The 12,263-nt window shown below is 55.6% G+C and carries 15 protein-coding genes; 9 read left to right on the top strand and 6 right to left on the bottom strand.

The genetic code is table 11. The features are described from left to right. Window positions 1-76 precede the first annotated feature (76 nt). From RAL88_RS20625 to RAL88_RS20615, 3 genes are all read left to right on the top strand, one after another. Window positions 77-619, top strand: a complete 543-nt coding sequence (locus tag RAL88_RS20625; protein ID WP_306266084.1) for a MarR family winged helix-turn-helix transcriptional regulator — start codon at window positions 77-79, stop codon at window positions 617-619. A gap of 107 nt (window positions 620-726) precedes the next feature. Beyond that, window positions 727-921 (top strand): hypothetical protein, encoded by a 195-nt coding sequence (locus RAL88_RS20620; RefSeq protein WP_306266083.1) that lies wholly within the window; start codon window positions 727-729, stop codon window positions 919-921. A 239-nt stretch (window positions 922-1,160) separates the two neighbouring features. Continuing rightward, window positions 1,161-1,865, top strand: coding sequence for an AbiV family abortive infection protein (locus RAL88_RS20615; protein ID WP_306266082.1), 705 nt, complete (start codon window positions 1,161-1,163; stop codon window positions 1,863-1,865). A 160-nt stretch (window positions 1,866-2,025) separates the two neighbouring features. Here RAL88_RS20615 and RAL88_RS20610 read toward each other — a convergent pair whose 3' ends face one another. The 3 genes from RAL88_RS20610 to RAL88_RS20600 form a co-directional block, all read right to left on the bottom strand. Next, window positions 2,026-3,384: a hypothetical protein gene (locus tag RAL88_RS20610; RefSeq protein ID WP_306266081.1), complete on the bottom strand. Its 1,359-nt coding sequence runs from the start codon at window positions 3,382-3,384 to the stop codon at window positions 2,026-2,028. Window positions 3,385-3,536: 152 nt separating this feature from the next. Beyond that, on the bottom strand, window positions 3,537-3,728 hold the full coding sequence (locus tag RAL88_RS20605; RefSeq protein WP_306266080.1) for a hypothetical protein: 192 nt from the start codon (window positions 3,726-3,728) through the stop codon (window positions 3,537-3,539). A gap of 51 nt (window positions 3,729-3,779) precedes the next feature. After that, window positions 3,780-4,565: a cytochrome c gene (locus RAL88_RS20600; RefSeq protein WP_306266079.1), complete on the bottom strand. Its 786-nt coding sequence runs from the start codon at window positions 4,563-4,565 to the stop codon at window positions 3,780-3,782. 100 nt (window positions 4,566-4,665) lie between these two features. Between RAL88_RS20600 and RAL88_RS20595 the strand changes: the two genes are divergently transcribed. The 4 genes from RAL88_RS20595 to RAL88_RS20580 are packed head-to-tail and all read left to right on the top strand — an operon-like array spanning window position 4,666 to window position 7,185. Continuing rightward, window positions 4,666-4,878: a DUF6494 family protein gene (locus tag RAL88_RS20595; RefSeq protein ID WP_306266078.1), complete on the top strand. Its 213-nt coding sequence runs from the start codon at window positions 4,666-4,668 to the stop codon at window positions 4,876-4,878. Beyond that, on the top strand, window positions 4,875-5,987 hold the full coding sequence (locus RAL88_RS20590; protein ID WP_306266077.1) for an Mrp/NBP35 family ATP-binding protein: 1,113 nt from the start codon (window positions 4,875-4,877) through the stop codon (window positions 5,985-5,987). Before RAL88_RS20595 ends, RAL88_RS20590 begins: the two co-directional genes overlap by 4 nt. Further along, window positions 5,984-6,712 (top strand): biotin/lipoate--protein ligase family protein, encoded by a 729-nt coding sequence (locus tag RAL88_RS20585; RefSeq protein WP_306266076.1) that lies wholly within the window; start codon window positions 5,984-5,986, stop codon window positions 6,710-6,712. Before RAL88_RS20590 ends, RAL88_RS20585 begins: the two co-directional genes overlap by 4 nt. Beyond that, complete coding sequence (locus RAL88_RS20580; RefSeq protein WP_306266075.1) at window positions 6,709-7,185, top strand: DUF6505 family protein; 477 nt, start codon at window positions 6,709-6,711, stop codon at window positions 7,183-7,185. The genes RAL88_RS20585 and RAL88_RS20580 overlap by 4 nt, the downstream gene beginning before the upstream one ends. Window positions 7,186-7,291: 106 nt before the next feature. Here RAL88_RS20580 and RAL88_RS20575 read toward each other — a convergent pair whose 3' ends face one another. Continuing rightward, the gene (locus RAL88_RS20575) at window positions 7,292-8,347 is read right to left on the bottom strand and encodes a sugar phosphate isomerase/epimerase (RefSeq protein ID WP_306266074.1); all 1,056 of its coding nucleotides are present in this window, start codon (window positions 8,345-8,347) and stop codon (window positions 7,292-7,294) included. A gap of 169 nt (window positions 8,348-8,516) precedes the next feature. On the opposite strand from RAL88_RS20575, the gene RAL88_RS20570 reads away from it, so the two are divergent. Both RAL88_RS20570 and RAL88_RS20565 read left to right on the top strand, forming a co-directional pair. Continuing rightward, entirely contained in the window at window positions 8,517-8,894 is a 378-nt protein-coding gene (locus RAL88_RS20570; protein WP_306266073.1) for a hypothetical protein, read from the top strand. Further along, window positions 8,891-9,496 (top strand): DedA family protein, encoded by a 606-nt coding sequence (locus RAL88_RS20565; protein WP_306266072.1) that lies wholly within the window; start codon window positions 8,891-8,893, stop codon window positions 9,494-9,496. The genes RAL88_RS20570 and RAL88_RS20565 overlap by 4 nt, the downstream gene beginning before the upstream one ends. Window positions 9,497-9,503: 7 nt before the next feature. Here the strand turns inward: RAL88_RS20565 and iolB are convergent, their stop codons facing one another. Together iolB and iolC are read right to left on the bottom strand one after the other, a co-directional pair. Then, window positions 9,504-10,310, bottom strand: a complete 807-nt coding sequence (gene iolB / locus RAL88_RS20560) for a 5-deoxy-glucuronate isomerase (RefSeq protein ID WP_306266071.1) — start codon at window positions 10,308-10,310, stop codon at window positions 9,504-9,506. A 21-nt stretch (window positions 10,311-10,331) separates the two neighbouring features. Further along, window positions 10,332-12,260: a 5-dehydro-2-deoxygluconokinase gene (gene iolC / locus RAL88_RS20555; protein WP_306266070.1), complete on the bottom strand. Its 1,929-nt coding sequence runs from the start codon at window positions 12,258-12,260 to the stop codon at window positions 10,332-10,334. Window positions 12,261-12,263 lie beyond the last annotated feature (3 nt).

Genomic DNA, 12,263 nt, shown 5'->3' with positions numbered 1-12,263 from the left:
CTCAATGTTACCGCCTCACTCTTAGTATCGAGTCGAAACTATTGCAATAGTTATTTCGACTCGATACTACCTGACCATGGAACAAGACCTATATATCCGGGAACTGATCAATCGCCTTGCACGCCTCGATGCCGCGACAGCGTGGGGCGGTGATCTGAACCCCACCCAACGCGCCGTTTTGGAATATCTTGGGCGGGCCAACCGGTTTTCGCGCAGCCCGTCGCATGTGGCCGAGTATCTGGGGACCACGCGCGGGACCATGTCGCAGACATTCAAGTCGCTGACCCAAAAGGGCTACGTGACCGAACACCGATCAACGCTTGATAAGCGCGCGATTAGCTTTGAATTGACACAGACTGGAAAGGACATTGCAATTGCACAAAATGCGCTGACGGGGGCGTTGGCTGATTTCCCGGGTGGCGAAAAAGACAGGTTATTGGAGTCCCTAAGGGCCGTGCTTGGGGATGTGCTGTCGCACAATAGGGGTCGTCCGTTCGGGATTTGCAAATCATGTATTCACCATGAAACCTCATCAAATGGCGGCTATTGCACGTTGCTGGCAGAACCGCTGCTTCCCTTCGAGACAGATCAAATTTGCTTTGAGCAGGTAGCGACATGACCGATACAGATTGCTCGACGCCAAATTCCATGATGTCATTCTGAGTTACGGCAACAACCCCTATCTGACTGCAGCCTATAACCTCATCTCGACAAAAAATCGGGGCGTTGCGCACCCGCGCCCAGGATTTCGACAATGTGGTGAATAATTCACTGAAAACCCATGCCAGACTGCATGGTCTGATCGAAAGTGGCGATGTCGAACAGTTCTGCAAGCTTCTGCGCCTGCATATCGACAACACCGAAAACGACTATCTGAAATGGATGACCAGCCAGAAGGAAGAAGCGGCTGAGATTTCCTAGGGAGTGGGCCGATAATCGGTCAAATAAGCCATCTGCGGCTTTCTGCGGTTTGCAGAATTTGGCCGAATCTTGCGCAAGGCCTACTGTTCCGACGAATCGACGGCAACCAAAATGAATATCGATTGCCGAAATGGGCGGGAAGGACGTTCGCTGCGACGTGCACTAATGTCTGCTCTGCGGACAAACCGGCCATACGCACTCGTGGTATGCTACTGCCTCTATAATAATCAGGAGCCACCATGGGTTCACCGCACCTACCCAAGCTGACAACCACGCTTCTGCATTTGTACAGCGAAGCCGCACTCCGCAACGCGGATGAACTGCTCGTTGAATCTTTGCTCTTACGTGACCATGACCACATGGCACGGGCCTACTTCTTGGCCGTCTCTTGTATTGAAGAAGCGGGTAAGGCGCTGCTCACTTTCGATTCCCAGCACCGCAACCTTACCGATCCAGCAGTTTGCAAGAAGCTGAAAGCGTCGATGGAAAACCACGGGCAAAAGATCAACTACGCATTGAGTATTTGGGCCTTTAGTAGCCCTGATCCACGCGAAGCGCTGAGGGTGGCGCTTGATCTGACCTTTCACCTTAAAAACGGGCGCGAACCGTCAATGTATAGCGATTTGAGGAACGACCCAGAACGGGTGCAAACGCCGCGTGAGATCGTCCGGGCTACCGCTGCGCGGGACTGTGTCAGGCTTGCCGAGAACTGTCTTGCACTCGCACACCGTCACGTCAGTGAGAAAATACCAGCCAAGTTCACGACCGCTCACGATAGGCTCTTCACAATGAAGCCCGGCAAGTTTCAGGAAATGCTCAGCGCGGAAGACTTTTGGTGGTACTACATCTCGCGCATGGAAGCAGGCCAGCAAGACATCGCGGAGGCAGTACTCGGATATGAGCGGGATCACATCAAGACTGGCACGCCGTTTCGTCCTGCGTAGTAGACGAAGAATGTAGTTCGTGGCCACCGTTGCAAACTGCAACAAAGGGCTCCTTGCAGCCTTTCGCTGCGGTTGACATGAAGGTCGGCAATGGGCCGTCAAAACCACAGATTAGCGATAGTAGACCTTAGCTCCAAGAGCGGGGGTCGACAAGGAAGGTTCAAGGATTATAATCTTGCGCGTCTTCTGAAATGGCAGTGGTGGACACGTCTTCAGCCGACAATCTGTCTTCCTTGATCTTTGGTGCCTGCTTTTGCCATGTCGTCAAATATGAGCCGACGTCGCCATAGAAAGTTGGCACCAATTCTTCGAGATCAATTATGAAATTGGACTGTTGTGTGAATCTGGCTCCCAGTCGTTTGGAACGGAAAACATGGAAGCTGTGCGGTGACAAATGGTTCTTGGCCTCTGCCGCTAGATGAGGGTTCTTCCGTAAGTCTGCAACCAAGTGCTGTGTGGGTTCGGATTTACCAGGCCACAACAAACGCAAATAAAGGTCTTCCAGCTTGTCCGTCCTAATTTGCCGTAAGACCCAATTGACGCGCGCTTTGGTTGATACTTTATCCTCAGGAGCGCGCAGCGTCATGCCGACGTCCAGGCTTCTACGATTAATATCTGCAACAACCGAAATTGGCGCAGCAGCGTTGGGAACTTCGAGTTCTGTTTGCAGCTGATGTTTCTCTCGAAGTGTGCTCAATTCGTCCTTTAACCGCGCAGCACCATCAGATTTGTGTTTGCGGCTTAGTCGTTCTGCCACGTTCGTTTCTGTCATCCGGCTTAAGATAAGAGTAAGATCTCGGATTTCCTGCTGCCATGCGGCAATCACGGATACGGCATCTGTTGATTTAGAAGGAATAATACCACCGCTCGACACTAGCTTGTTCAGTTCGCCCCATTCCTTCGGCATGCGGTCGAAGCCTTTCACGCCAGCACTCTCGTGCGTCAAAAAGCGACGCAATTCGTTCAGCAGCAACCGTTGATCGACATCTGACACAGTGTCCTGGCTTAGAAGAAGGTCCGCTTCTGTCAGGATGTGCATCCAAGACCAATGGAATACAGGAACTCTGGATCTGCTCTTAGTTACTTCTGCCACAGGGTGCGTCGATGGAGTTGTTGAGAACTGATTGGATATCGAGATCACACAATCGATAGCGTTATCCTTGGCTAATTGGCGGTACTTCTCGATCTGCCCGGCATTTAGTTCACTTGAACCAATTTTCGCCTCAACTAAAGCTCTCCATTCACGGCTGCCTGTACGCAACACGATCAATCCGTCTGGGCGATCCTTTAGTTTTAGGGGGCGGTTCTTACATACAACTTCGGTGTAGGTTGCGATCTTTGAGCGAACACTAACTTTTTGACCCAAGCTCCTGAGGAGTGATGCACCGAATTCATCCACCTTTGCCATACAGGCCAGCACAATTGATGTCGTACGGCCTTCCTTTGAGGTAGTGGATAGAACTGGGAACAATCGGGCTTGCTCACCTTGAACGAGATATTCGGGAAGTTGCTCAGACATAATTGATCCATACAATTGATGGCATCATAAGAGCCCGTCGTATCTCTTCAGTCAATTCAGCACTTATGTTCCTGATGGATGATATTCACAAATAGTGGATGCTTCGATATCCTCGAATGTCAGCAATGCGGAAGCTGCGCTGCGGCGTCTGGTCAACTGGCGAATGCCTGGTAAGGGCCGGAAGTGACGATCAGCTTTAAAAATCGAAGGTCCAAGAAGAATTCGGAGCTGTCATCAGGCTCATATCCTCGGATGACTGCTTTCTTAATGCTGACCAGTTGTAAAGATGACCGAGAATGGTCTTCGAAGCTATCGCCGCGCCGCAATGGTATTGTCTTGGTCATAAAGCCAAGTTGACCCATCACACCTTCAAGTCTCCGCCCAACCCCGCGCAGTCAGCGCGCTTCAACACCACCGCCAAGATCTTTCGGCTTCATTCGTGAGACAAAGGACGAGATAGCCTCGACCTCCTCCAGGGTCAGGATCAGCGGAGCGATTGGTGGCGGGCGGGCCGGGTCGAAGGGCTCGGTAATGCCTTCAATCTGGGTGAAGGCCGGGTGCGGATTGATGGACCAGAAAGCGGGGAAACTGGTAGCCCATTTCGGCATCCCTCTCATAGCCCCGAATGAAGGCGTGGAGCCGATACCGCCGAACGGATTGCGGCTGTCGATAACATGGCAGCGCCCGCAATGCAGCAGCGCCAGTTTTGATCCGAGGTCGGCATCGCCTTCGATTTTGACTTTTTGCGCTTTAACAATTTTTTTGGCACCTGGGGTGAACATCTGAGTGCCATCGGGTTTGAAACTTTCTATGGCCGAACGCCCCGGAACACTTTGCAGCCAGGCCTGAAGGCTGCTGATCTTTTTGCGGTGCTCAGGATCGCCCGACAGCATAGCAAGATAATAGGGTTCACCTTCAGCCGAACTCATCACGGCGACGCCCCCCTCTGCATCGGGCAAAAGGCTTGCCTCGCCCTCACCTCCCTCAGGCACCGCCTCAACACGAATTCTGGATTTGAAGCGAAACCTCGGCAGCAGATGCCGGATCAGGCCAGTGTCGATCAGCCGTTGCGGCACGATGAGCCGCAGATCGGCCTGCTGTGCGCCCGCGGATTGCGGCTTTTGCAGCCCTATAAACAGGATTGCGACTAATAGACGTCCTATCACGCAGCTGACAGGCATTTCCCTCTCCCGAGATTTTCGCTACACCTTACAACAAGACAGGCGACACTCAAATTCGTGGCTCAGCGATAGCGGTCTCTGTCAACAAAGGGAGAACATTATGGACAGTGAAGCTTTCAACATGTCCCTTCGCAAATTTCTGAAAAAGGTCGGCGTGACGTCGCAGCAGGAAATCGAGGAAGCGGTGCGTGCCGCCCGGGATGCGGGCACGCTTGGCAGCGGGCCGCTCAAAGCGCGGATGGTGCTGACGCTGGACGGGGTCGATCTGGAACATGTGGTCGAAGGTCAAATCACACTGACGGATGCTCAATGAGCGAACCGACACTGGAAGCGGTGCGGGCCGCTCTTTCCAGAATTATCGATCCTGCCAGCGGGGAAGATATCATCTCCACAGGTCAGGTTCAGGGCCTCGGCGTCAATGGCGAGCGTGTCAGCTTCATTCTTGAAGTCGATCCTCAGCGCGGATCGGCGATGGAGCCGTTGCGCAAGGCAGCGGAAGAAGCGGCAAAATCCGTGCCCGGCATTGTCGCGGTGAATGTCGTCATGACCTCCCATGCCGCGCAAGGCCAGGCAAAGACGACACCTCCTCCTGCTGCCAAAGGAGCGCCTCCGGGATTTCCAATCAAGCCGCCCAAACCGCTTGAGGGCCAGTCAAAACGGGTTCCGGGGGTTGACCGGATCATCGCAATCGCCTCGGGCAAGGGCGGCGTCGGCAAATCCACAGTCGCGGCAAATCTGGCGGTGGCGCTGGCGGCGCAGGGCAAACGGGTCGGCCTTCTGGACGCCGATGTCTATGGCCCCAGCCAACCGCGCATGCTGGGGGTGTCTGGACGGCCCTCCAGCCCCGATGGCCATATCATTCTGCCGTTGCGCAACCACGGTGTGACGCTGATGTCGATCGGATTGATGACAGGCGAGGATGAAGCCGTGGTGTGGCGCGGTCCAATGCTGATGGGCGCCTTGCAACAAATGCTCGGGCAGGTGCAATGGGGACGGCTGGACGTGCTTCTGGTCGATCTGCCGCCGGGAACCGGTGACGTGCAGATGACGCTTTGCCAGAAAGCGGAAGTCGATGGGGTGGTGATTGTCTCGACACCCCAGGATATTGCCCTGATTGACGCCCGCAAAGGCATCGACATGTTTCAGAAAATGAATACACCGATCCTCGGCATCATCGAAAACATGTCGTCCTTTGTCTGTTCGACCTGCCAGACCGTGCACCATCCGTTCGGCCATGGCGGTGCCAAGTTGGAGGCTGAAAAGCTTGGTGTTCCTTTCCTTGGAGAAATTCCGCTGGATCTGGACATCCGGATTGCCAGCGATGGCGGCGCGCCGATTGTCGCTTCTAAACCGGATAGCCCACAAGCAAGGGCATTCTGGGAGGTTGCTGAAAACCTGTTGAACTTGGACGCGCTGAAATGATCATCGGCCAGCCTGATCCGGACACACCACAGTTTCCGCCGATGTTCCGGGGCGAGGCGCTGCGGGCGGACCTTGATCCCTTCGCAAAGGCAATTTCGGCGGCAATGCGGGGGATCGATCCGGGCCTGATCGTCTGGTCTGAAGACAGAACCATGGCCAGAGCAGCCCTGGTGCTGGCACCTGAAGAACCGCTTGAAAAAGCAATCGGCGCTGTGTTTGCCGGCGAATTGGGCCTCGCCGACAGTCTTGGCGCGCTGGCCCCGCCGGAAGTCGCGGTGCATTTCCGCTGGCCGGACCGGATCAAGGTCAATGGAGCGCTGTGCGGACGCCTCAGAGCCGCAGCATCGACAACCATACCCGGCGCGGAACCGGACTGGCTGGTGGTGGCTATTGAAATGCCTGTGCTGCCAGTGGGCAACCGCGAACCGGGCCAAAGCCCGGATCAAACCACATTACTTGAAGAGGGCTGTGGAGACATTACCATTCCCCAACTGATTGAAAGCTGGTCAAGACACACGCTGGTCTGGATCAACCGTTATATGGATGATGGCTTTGCGCCGCTGCACGCAGCCTGGCGAGCGAAATGCGACACTCTGGGTGAAGTGGTACAGAGCCCGCGTAAAGGCGTTTTCATGGGGCTTGATGAATTGGGCGGCATGCTGATCAAAAATGAAAGCGGCACAGATATCATACCCCTCACCTTTATACTGGAGGCAAAGGCGTGAAGCTTGCCCGGACCATCCGTTTCGACGATTCTGATCTCAATGTGTTTGAAACCACTGCGCAGCTGGATGAGTGGGCTGTGTCAGGCGCTTTTGAGTTTTCCAACTGGACGGAAGCCAATCTTGCCGGCAAGGCCAGACAGGCTTTTTCCAATGGCTGGCTTGGGCTGGAGACATTCGGCAGATCCACATTTGCCGCTGTGACAGCAATCAGCGAACGCGAATATGACGACCTGATCGACCAGCTGTCGGCGCATTTCGTCCAGCGCTATGGTGCCCCAAGCCTGGACATGGCGCGCGGACCCGCCACTGAGGAAATCGCCCATATGCGCCAGATGTGCGAGGACCATGAAGACAATACGCTTCTGATCGTCGAACGCGAACTGGTCGATACGGGCGTGAAGGAGCGCTTCCGGGTTCTGAAACCGCAAGATGCCGATCTGGCGCAATTTGCCGTCCATGGCGACATCGAATAAGGCCCGGCCGGACGCAATACGGGCCCGGTTCGAAGCTGACATTCTGATTCAAATGAGACAGCTTACCGACTGATTTGAAAGAGAAACTCAGATACATTACCTCCCGTCAGAGGCCAAGGATCTTCTTGATCTGGGCGTGGTCGGTTGACCCACCGGCAAAATCATCAAACGCCTTTTCGGTGACATGAATGATGTGATCTGCGATGAAGGGCGCGCCTTCCGCTGCACCCTGTTCGGGGTGCTTCAGGCAGCACTCCCACTCCAGAACCGCCCAGCTGTCATAATTATATTTCGCCAGCTTTGAAAAAATCCCGGCAAAATCCACCTGGCCATCGCCAAGCGAGCGGAACCGCCCTGCCCGGTTCTCCCAGGACTGATAGCCGGAATAGACGCCCTGGCGGCCATCGGGATTGAACTCCGCATCCTTGACGTGAAACGCCGAGATTCGTTCGTGATAAATATCGATGAAGGCCAGATAATCCAGTTGCTGCAGCAAAAAGTGCGAGGGATCATAATTGATCATGCAGCGCTTGTGGCCTTTGAGCTGCTCCAAAAACATTTCAAAGGTAACGCCGTCAAACACATCTTCGCAGGGATGAATCTCATAGGCGACATCGACGCCGTGATCCTCATAGACATCGAGAATCGGCTTCCAGCGCCGCGCCAGTTCGGCAAAGGCTTCTTCAATCAGACCGGCCGGGCGCTGCGGCCAGGGATAGATGTAGGGAAAGGCCAGTGATCCGGTAAATGACACCGACACATCGAGACCGAGATTGCGCGAGGCCACTGCAGCCTTCTTCATCTGGTCGACAGCCCATTCCTGCCGGGCTTTCGGATTGCCGTGAACTTCAGTCGGCGCAAAAGCGTCGAACTGGCTGTCATAGGCGGGGTGGACCGCAACCAGCTGGCCCTGCAGATGGGTCGACAATTCGGTAATCTCAACGCCGGATTGCGCACAGATACCTTTCACTTCATCACAATAGGTTTGGGACTCCGCCGCCTTGTCCAGATCGAACAGGGAGCTGACAAAGGTCGGGATCTGCACACCCTTATAACCCAGATCGGCGGCCCATCTGGTGATGTTCGGCAAAGTGTTGAAGGGTGCTGCATCTCCGGCAAACTGCGCCAGAAAGATTGCCGGGCCTTTTATCGTCGTTGCCATTGCTTACTCCTGAAAATTCGTGTTGGCCGGATTGCATCGATCAACAAAAACACCAAACAATGATCACTACAAGACGCTGTGCTATTGATCATAGATCTGCCGTCCGGGGAACGACAACATTTTCGACCAACCGGGCGTCAGCATGAGTTGAAATTCAAGGACAATGCCTATGCCGCGGCAGCCTGCCATCTGGACCCGAATGAGACATGTCGTGCGCACCGCGCCGAGACTTTCCGTTGCCTTTCTGATCGTCACTGGACTGGTTGTATTTTTGGCAATTCGCCTCGTGGTGTCCACACTTTATTGGGAACAGCATCGAAATGAGCCCATTCAACCCTGGATGACGCTGAACTACGTGTCCCGCTCCCATTCCGTGCCGAAAGATTATCTGGCCGATGCACTGGATTTGCCCCCGGATCTGCGGAAACGGGTTTCACTTGCTGAAGTGGCGGCGCGGAGGGGACAGAGTGTTGGAATTCTGACCGCAGAGATGTCCGCGATCATTGCCGCTTACCATGAGGCGGAACTTCGGCAGGTTGACCGATGAGTGACTGGGTGCTTGGTCTTTTGCCGCAATATGGCATTCTCGCGCTTTTCTGTCTGACGTTCGGCAGCTGCCTTGGAATTCCAATTCCGTCAAGCTTCGCGCTGCTGTTGGCAGGGTCTTTCGCCGCCGTCGGGGATTTTGACCTCATCGCTGTGCTCAGTGCGGGCTTGTCCGGTGCCATTGCCGGAGATCAGGCAGGATATTTTCTAGGCCGCTGGAAAGGCCGTGCCGTGCTGCAATATGCCAGTGCGCGACCATGGCTTAAAACGCAAATCAGGGAAGCCACCGGATTCAGCGCGCGCCGCGGCGTCTGGGCGGTGTTTTTCTCCCGCTGGCTTGTCAGTCCGCTTGGACCCGCGATCAATCTGCTGTCCGGATCATTGCCTATGGTCTGGTGGGGATTTGCGCTGGCCAGCATGGCTGGCGAGCTGGTCTGGATTGGGATGTATGCCGGGCTTGGATATGCATTCAACACACAGATTCAGCTGATAGGCGACCTTCTTGGCAACATGGCATGGTTGCTGGCGGCACTCCTGATCATGATCCTGCTGGGACGCCGTATTCTCAGACATGTGAACCATTCAGGCGTGAAAATTCCGTAGAATAGTTTTATGCTTTCGCATCCCGCTGCGCGATCCAGTCATGATCGGGATGATTTTTGAAGCGCCATTTGCGCAGCGGCCCGGCCATGACATTCAGATAGTACATTTCATAGCCGTAAGGGCTGCCGCAAGGATGATGCCCTTTGGGCACCAGCACGACATCGCCGTCAGAAACCGCCATGGTTTCATCGAGGCTGCCATCTTCGGTGAAAACCCGCTGAATGCCGTAGCCCTGTTTTGGATTGAGCCGGTGGTAATAGGTCTCTTCCAGATAGGTCATCTCCGGAAAATTGTCCTCGTCATGGCGGTGTGGCGGGTAAGAGGACCAGTTGCCCTGGGGCGTGAACACTTCGGTGACCAGCAGACTGTCGGCGATATCCCGCTCTTCCATTGCAATTGGATGGATGAACCTTGTATTGGCACCCTTGCCGCGCTCTTCAAAGCCGATATCGGTGATGCGCTGCGCCGGATAGTTGCCCTTGCCGGGCGCGCTGCACACTGCCAGTTCGCAGCGCGTGGTCGCGGTTGCGCTCCAGTCCTGGCCATTGGGTATGTAGACGCAATGCGGTTTGCCGCGTTCAAAAACACTCATCCGCTCACCCAGTTCGCCGAAGTCCTGTCCGGCGCCCGAGATGGTAGCCTTGCCTTCCACCAGAACCAGAATGACCTCCCGGTCACCGCTGTGTTCTGCAACACTGTCCCCCGGCTCCAGCCTGTGCAAGGCAAATCCGACATAGCCCCAATCCGCGCTTTGCGGCGTGATATCGTGCACCTTGCCGGTAGTGCCCTGGGGTTTGATATGCAGTTTTGCCATGCGTGTGGTCCTTGAAGCGGTTCAATTTTCGTCGATGGTTGTGGTCTGCCCTGACCTGCGTCTGGCCTTGTCCCAGAGCCGACACAACCGGTCATAACGCCGCGCCATCTCTTCAATGGCCTCTTCATCCGTCAGGGCGGAACGGAACCACTGACGGGCCACATCGGCGAAAATGGTTCTGCCGACAGCAAATCCCTTGACCAGCGGATAAGAGGCTGCAATGGCAAAACTTTCAGCCAATTCAGCTTCGGGCGCATCGAGACCGAGTATCACGATGCCGCGCACATGCGGATCATTGCGGGAGATGGTGTCGCAGGCCGCTGTCCAGGCGGCCTTGCTGCGCATCGGCTCCAGCTTCCACCAGTCCGGAAACACGCCAAGCTGGTAGAAACGGCTGATGATCTCGGCTGTTGTCGTATCGCCAACCGGGCCGACTTTCGAGGGTATCACTTCCAGCAGAAATTCAAGGCCATTGCTGCGGGCGGCTTCCGCAAGCCGCAGGATTGTGGCTTCCTGACCGGCCTTCATCGCAGCAGCATCATCAGGGTGATAGAAACACAGTACCTTGACCACCTGCTCGCGTGGCCACTCGGCCAAGGCTGAGCCATAGTCGAGGCCCAATTCGGCCTCAAGCGCCAATGGCCGGGACCCTGGCAGTTCCACAGGCCGGCCGATCCACAATCCCGAACCGCTGGCGGCATACAGCGCATCGCGGCCAAGCCGGTTGTCACACAGAATTCCGTAGCCAGGACGGCCTTCAGCAACCGTATGGGCAGCCTTGAGGCACAGTTGCTTGAAAACGCCGATTTGAGCATCGTCTGCATTGGCGTCCAGGGCGATATCCTCCAGCTGCGAGCGGTGGTCGAATGCGAAAATGCGGATCTGAGGCCACTCGCCAACCCGGTTGGTCGACCAGTGAATTTGCTCCAGCTCCTGATCCTTGCGCAGCGCCGGATTGCGCACGCCGTGTTCGAAGAAGAACTGCAATTCCTGCCAGCTGGGATAGGCCGGGGCGCAGCCATGACGCGATACGGCAAAGGCGCCGCAGGCATTGGCGTATTTCAACGTTGTCGGCCAGTCTTCATCAGTCAGCCAGCCTTTCAGCAGGCCGGACATGAAGCCGTCTCCTGCGCCCAGTACATTGAAAACCTCGATCGGAAAGCCCGGGCCCGACAACCCGTCATCCAGATTTTTTGCAATCGCTCCATCAAATGCCACGGCGCCCATCGGGCCGCGCTTGCACACCAGCGTTGCTGACGACACCTGACGCACGGCATTCAGAGAAGTCAATGTATCGGTGCTGCCACCGGCGATGTGAAATTCTTCCTCGGTTCCCACAATCAGATCGAACAGATGCAGCGTCGACATCAGCTTCTGCGTCACCTTGGCAGAGGCGACGAACCGGCTTTCTCCCTCGCCGTGGCCGGCCAGACCCCACAGATTTGGACGAAAATCGATATCCAGCGCTGTTTTCAGGCCCTTTTCCCGGGCGATGCGCAGAGCCTTCAGCACCGCCGCCTCGGTTTGCGGGTTGGATAAATGCGTACCCGTCACCGTGACGCAGCGGGCCCGGCCGATAAACTCCGGGTCGATATCGGCTTCACACAGCGCCATATCCGCACAGTTTTCGCGGTAAAAAATCAGGGGAAACTGCTCCTGATCGCGAATCCCCAGCAACACCAAAGCTGTCAACCGCTGCGGATCGGTGACGATGCCGCCGATCTCGACCCCTTCGCCTGCAAGCGTCTCACAAATGAAGCGGCCCATATGCTCATCACCGACACGGGTGATGAGAGCCGATTTCAAACCGAGCCGCGCTGTTCCAACCGCCATGTTGGTCGGAGAGCCACCGACATATTTGTTGAAGGAGCGCATGTCCTCAAGGCGACCACCGATCTGTGCGCCATACAAATCCACCGACGAGCGTCCTATGGTGATGACGTCGAGCATTGA

This window comes from Pararhizobium sp. IMCC3301 (assembly GCF_030758315.1).
GTDB lineage: Bacteria > Pseudomonadota > Alphaproteobacteria > Rhizobiales.
This window is presented reverse-complemented; position numbering and strand designations above follow the sequence as displayed.

Coding starts and splice junctions, on each gene's coding strand:
- RAL88_RS20625 (WP_306266084.1), top strand. CDS start 77: ATGGAACAAGACCTATATATCCGGGAACTGATCAATCGCCTTGCACGC.
- RAL88_RS20615 (WP_306266082.1), top strand. CDS start 1,161: ATGGGTTCACCGCACCTACCCAAGCTGACAACCACGCTTCTGCATTTG.
- RAL88_RS20610 (WP_306266081.1), bottom strand. CDS start 3,384: ATGTCTGAGCAACTTCCCGAATATCTCGTTCAAGGTGAGCAAGCCCGA.
- RAL88_RS20605 (WP_306266080.1), bottom strand. CDS start 3,728: ATGACCAAGACAATACCATTGCGGCGCGGCGATAGCTTCGAAGACCAT.
- RAL88_RS20600 (WP_306266079.1), bottom strand. CDS start 4,565: ATGCCTGTCAGCTGCGTGATAGGACGTCTATTAGTCGCAATCCTGTTT.
- RAL88_RS20595 (WP_306266078.1), top strand. CDS start 4,666: ATGGACAGTGAAGCTTTCAACATGTCCCTTCGCAAATTTCTGAAAAAG.
- RAL88_RS20590 (WP_306266077.1), top strand. CDS start 4,875: ATGAGCGAACCGACACTGGAAGCGGTGCGGGCCGCTCTTTCCAGAATT.
- RAL88_RS20585 (WP_306266076.1), top strand. CDS start 5,984: ATGATCATCGGCCAGCCTGATCCGGACACACCACAGTTTCCGCCGATG.
- RAL88_RS20575 (WP_306266074.1), bottom strand. CDS start 8,347: ATGGCAACGACGATAAAAGGCCCGGCAATCTTTCTGGCGCAGTTTGCC.
- RAL88_RS20570 (WP_306266073.1), top strand. CDS start 8,517: ATGCCGCGGCAGCCTGCCATCTGGACCCGAATGAGACATGTCGTGCGC.
- RAL88_RS20565 (WP_306266072.1), top strand. CDS start 8,891: ATGAGTGACTGGGTGCTTGGTCTTTTGCCGCAATATGGCATTCTCGCG.
- iolB (WP_306266071.1), bottom strand. CDS start 10,310: ATGGCAAAACTGCATATCAAACCCCAGGGCACTACCGGCAAGGTGCAC.
- iolC (WP_306266070.1), bottom strand. CDS start 12,260: ATGCTCGACGTCATCACCATAGGACGCTCGTCGGTGGATTTGTATGGC.